At 61.5% G+C, this 3831-nt stretch carries 4 protein-coding genes; 2 read left to right on the forward strand and 2 right to left on the reverse strand.

Translation table 11 applies throughout. The features are described 5' to 3' along the window. Both ACESL9_RS17415 and ACESL9_RS17420 read left to right on the forward strand, forming a co-directional pair. Positions 1-1254, forward strand: a 1254-nt coding sequence (locus ACESL9_RS17415; RefSeq protein WP_372675345.1) for an ABC transporter permease, incomplete at its 5' end; no start/stop codon positions are given. Between the two features lie 5 nt (positions 1255-1259). Further along, positions 1260-2501, forward strand: a complete 1242-nt coding sequence (locus ACESL9_RS17420; protein ID WP_372610870.1) for an efflux RND transporter periplasmic adaptor subunit — start codon at positions 1260-1262, stop codon at positions 2499-2501. 17 nt (positions 2502-2518) lie between these two features. Here the strand turns inward: ACESL9_RS17420 and ACESL9_RS17425 are convergent, their stop codons facing one another. Together ACESL9_RS17425 and ACESL9_RS17430 are read right to left on the reverse strand one after the other, a co-directional pair. After that, a complete protein-coding gene (locus ACESL9_RS17425) occupies positions 2519-3196 on the reverse strand; it encodes a Hint domain-containing protein (protein ID WP_372610872.1) in 678 nt (225 codons plus the stop codon). Positions 3197-3648: 452 nt separating this feature from the next. Next, a partial coding sequence (locus ACESL9_RS17430) for a hypothetical protein (RefSeq protein WP_372675346.1) occupies positions 3649-3831 on the reverse strand: 183 nt, incomplete at its 5' end.

Genomic DNA, 3831 nt, shown 5'->3' on the forward strand with positions numbered 1-3831 from the left:
CTTGCGGCGTCCGGCGGTAGCCTGTTCGTCTTGCGTGGAGTTTTCGGATTGACCCCGGCCGTTGCCATGCGCCCGCCGGCGCCCGCCGATTATTCGGGCACCGGGCAGATGGCGGGCTGGGCGCGGCGCTGGCTCGATCAACCGAGCCGAATGATCCTGCGACGCATCATGCGCCACCCCGGTCGCATGGCCGGGTCGGTCATCGGGATCGGTGCGGGAATGGCGCTTTCGGTGACGACGCTGATGATGATGGCAGGGTTTGAACGGGCGGTCGATCTGACCTTTGACGAGATTGACCGGTCGGACATGTCCCTGACATTTGTTTCGCCCCTGGCGCCCGGTGCCGAGCATGCGTTGGCCCGCCAGCCCGGAGTCCTGCATGTCGAGCCGGTGCGGGTCGTTCCCGCGATCCTGCGCAACGGGCTGAACACCTATAACGGTGCGGTGGAAGGGCGGCTTGAGTGGCCACGGCTGAACCGGGTGATCGGAGCCGGCGTCCAGCCCATCGGGATGCGCCGCGAGGGCATCATCCTGGCCGAGCCACTGGCGGCCATTCTCGGGTTGGAGGTGGGCGATATCCTGGCGGTCGAAGTGCGCGAGGGTCGACGCCCTGTTCTGGATATCCCTGTGATCGGCATTGCGCAGACACTTCTGGGCGCGTCGGCCTTCATGGAGATCGACGCACTGAACCGGGTGCTGAAGGAGCCGGGGCGGATTTCCGGCGCTTACCTGAGTATTGACGACAACCAGCGTGATACGCTCATCTCCGCGATAAAATCCATGCCGGCCGTGGCCGGGGTGGCGCAAAAAGAGGATGCGCGCCGCGCTTTGGTCGACCTCATGAACACGGGGCCGGGCGCCACGCGCTACATCATGACCGTTGTGGCCGCGATCATCGTTTTCGGTATCGTCTATAACGCTGCACGCATCGCCATGGCCGAGCGCATGCGCGAACTGGCCAGCCTGAGAGTGCTGGGGTTTACCAGGGATGAGGCGGGCTTCGTTCTCTTGGGCGAATTGGCTGTTGTTACCCTGGCCGCCATACCGATCGGGCTTGTTCTGGGATACTATATGACCTTTGCCATGGTCGCCGGGTTCAGTACCGACATCTATCAGATTCCAGTGGTCTTTTCGCCGCAAGCCTGCGGTGTCGCGATCATCGCCGTCGTTCTGGCCGCTTTGATCTCGGGTTGGATTGTCAAACGTGATATGGATCGGCTCGATCTTGTTGCGGCCTTGAATACAAGGGAATGACGGTGATGCCACGCAAACGGAATTCACGCGTCTTGTTCACCGCTTTGGCGGTTGCGGTCCTCGTTGGTGCACTGGTCTACGCATTCTGGCCTCGGCCTGTCCTCGTCGATATCGGCACGGTCGAGCGTCGCCCGATGCATGTGACCATCGACGAGGAGGGTCGCACACAGGTACACAATACATTCGTGGTCTCGACTCCGGTGGCGGGGCGTCTGATGCGCGTAACGGCGCAGCCCGGTGACAGGGTCGAGCAGGGCAAGACAGTGGTGGCCCGGATGTTGCCGATCAGTCCTTCGGCGCTTGATGCGCGTACGCGTGAGCAGGCCAATGCGAACGTAACCGCGGCCGACGCGGCGCTGCGCGTGGCGCAGGCCGATATGAACAGGGCGCTGGCGGACCAGGCATTGGCCGAGGGCAACCTCGAGCGCACCCGGCGGCTCTTCGAGAATGGTATTGCCAGCAAGGCGGCGCTGGAGAGGGACGAGACCGCACTTCGCTTGGCACAGGCCAACGTGGATACTGCGCGAGCCGCGATCTCGATGCGGATTGCCGAGTTGAACAATGCACAGGCGCAGTTGATCGGGTTTGACGATCAGGGGCTGGCCCGGGCGATCGCAAATCGGGCCGAAGAGGCAACACCGCTGAGGGCGCCAACTGATGGGGTGATCCTCCGCATAATGCAGGAAAGTGAAACGACTCTATCCGCTGGAACGCCGGTCATGGAGATCGGAAACGTTTCTGATGATCTTGAAATAGTAGCGGAGTTGCTGAGCACGGACGCCGTGCGAATAGAAGAAGGGGCGCCGGTCATTATCGAGAACTGGGGCGGGGAAAACGCGCTTGAAGGTGAGGTAAAGCGGGTCGACCCATGGGGCTTTACCAAGTTCTCGGCACTTGGGGTGGAGGAGCAGCGCGTACGGGTGACCATCGGTTTCCTGAGCCCGATCGAGGCCCGCGAGGGTTTGGGGCATGGGTTCCGCGTCGAGGTGCGGATCGTGGTCTGGGAAACCGGCAATGCGCTGACCGTTCCCGCATCGAGCCTGTTCCGCTCGAGTGAGGATTGGGCCGTCTTCCATGTCACCCCCGCAGGGCGCATCGAGAAACGGATCGTCAAGGTCGCTGCGAACAACAACATCTCGGCCGCGATCGCCGACGGTCTGTCCGAGGGCGAGCGTATCGTGATTTATCCCTCGGCCACCCTGTCAGATGGCGTGCGGGTCGCACAACGCCGGGTCGAGGGGCGTTGAGCGCGGTGATCTCAGATTCACATCAAGTGCTCGAGCGAAACCTGATCAGCCCGCGGGCAGGCCAGGGGCCCAAAATCGTCAGGCTGTGAAACATGTGGGAAAAGTGACAGGAACAGCGCGCGCATGTTGCTGCCCATGTCACGCAGGAGCGACCTGCCTGGATGATAGCTTTCCACCTCGATACCCCCGGCCGAGATGATCGCGTGATGCGGCAGGCAAAGATGATAGACCTTGACCGGTGTCGGTGGCGTGATCTCGAAGATGCTGAGCCCGTCAGCAATGGCCCGGGCCGGTGTCAGAAGCTGGGGTTGTGTCGCCAGGTCGTGCGATGCAGAGGGCTTGCGCAAGAGACGTGCCCCCGGGCCGAGAACGAGATCGTGCATGGGACGTGACAGCCCGAGCGTGTCGGCCATGATCCGTGTTAGCCGGGTCAGCTCGGGCTGTTCGACCGGCGCGGTGGGTACGAGCGACATCGACCCGATCCAGACAACGGGTTGTGGTTTCTCATTCACCACCTCCAGCATATCGCCGGGGCTCAGATCCTCGATCGCACATGGACCTTTCGTGGTCTGTATCATGGTGCCACGGGCAAAGGCCGAGAACGCACCTTCGAAAGCGGCTGTGGCCGGGGCGATATGCTGAGAGTGGCGGAGGGCCCCATCGGGCAACAGGGCGGTGACTTCGACCCTGCGCATGAGTGACTTGTTGCGCTGAGGCTGTTCTGATGGACTTCGCCGGGTGGGTCTAGACGCGGGGGAGGGACGATTTGAGAGAGCCCGCGCCGTCGAGAAACAGTGCGTTGCATTGGCCGGTGAATATCCGGCCTCAGGAGGGGTCGTCATGTGTATCACCTGCTTTTGGTGGTCACATCCGCGTCGGCCCCCACCGACAACGACAGAAGGACTGGTTAAACTACGAACACGGAATGTATGGATATTTGTCGAATTGTCAAAGTATGTGAAACATCGGTGTGTGAGCGCATATCAATACCAGGAACACGATGGGATTGTTTCCAGTTTGTGTCAGGTCTTGCCACATTGCGATTCGGAAAGGAGAACCGGGCCGCCATGAAAAGCGGCCCGGTTCCTACTCGTAAGCGTGGGCTACTGGCAAGAAATGTTGCCCGCCCGGATGATCCTGAAAGGGGTCAGGCGGTCTGGCTCTTGAGTGTGTTGTTGCGGCGTTTGGCGATCATGGCCTGGCGTCGCGTTCCGCGTTGCCAGGGCATTGTCGTGGTTTCACGCTGTGCGGTTTCGATGACCGATTTGATCCAACGGGGCTGCTTCTTCATCCTGTATCTCCTGCCTTGGCCCATCGTGGCGCTTTCCTC

The organism is Aquicoccus sp., assembly GCF_041686535.1.
GTDB lineage: Bacteria > Pseudomonadota > Alphaproteobacteria > Rhodobacterales > Rhodobacteraceae > Aquicoccus.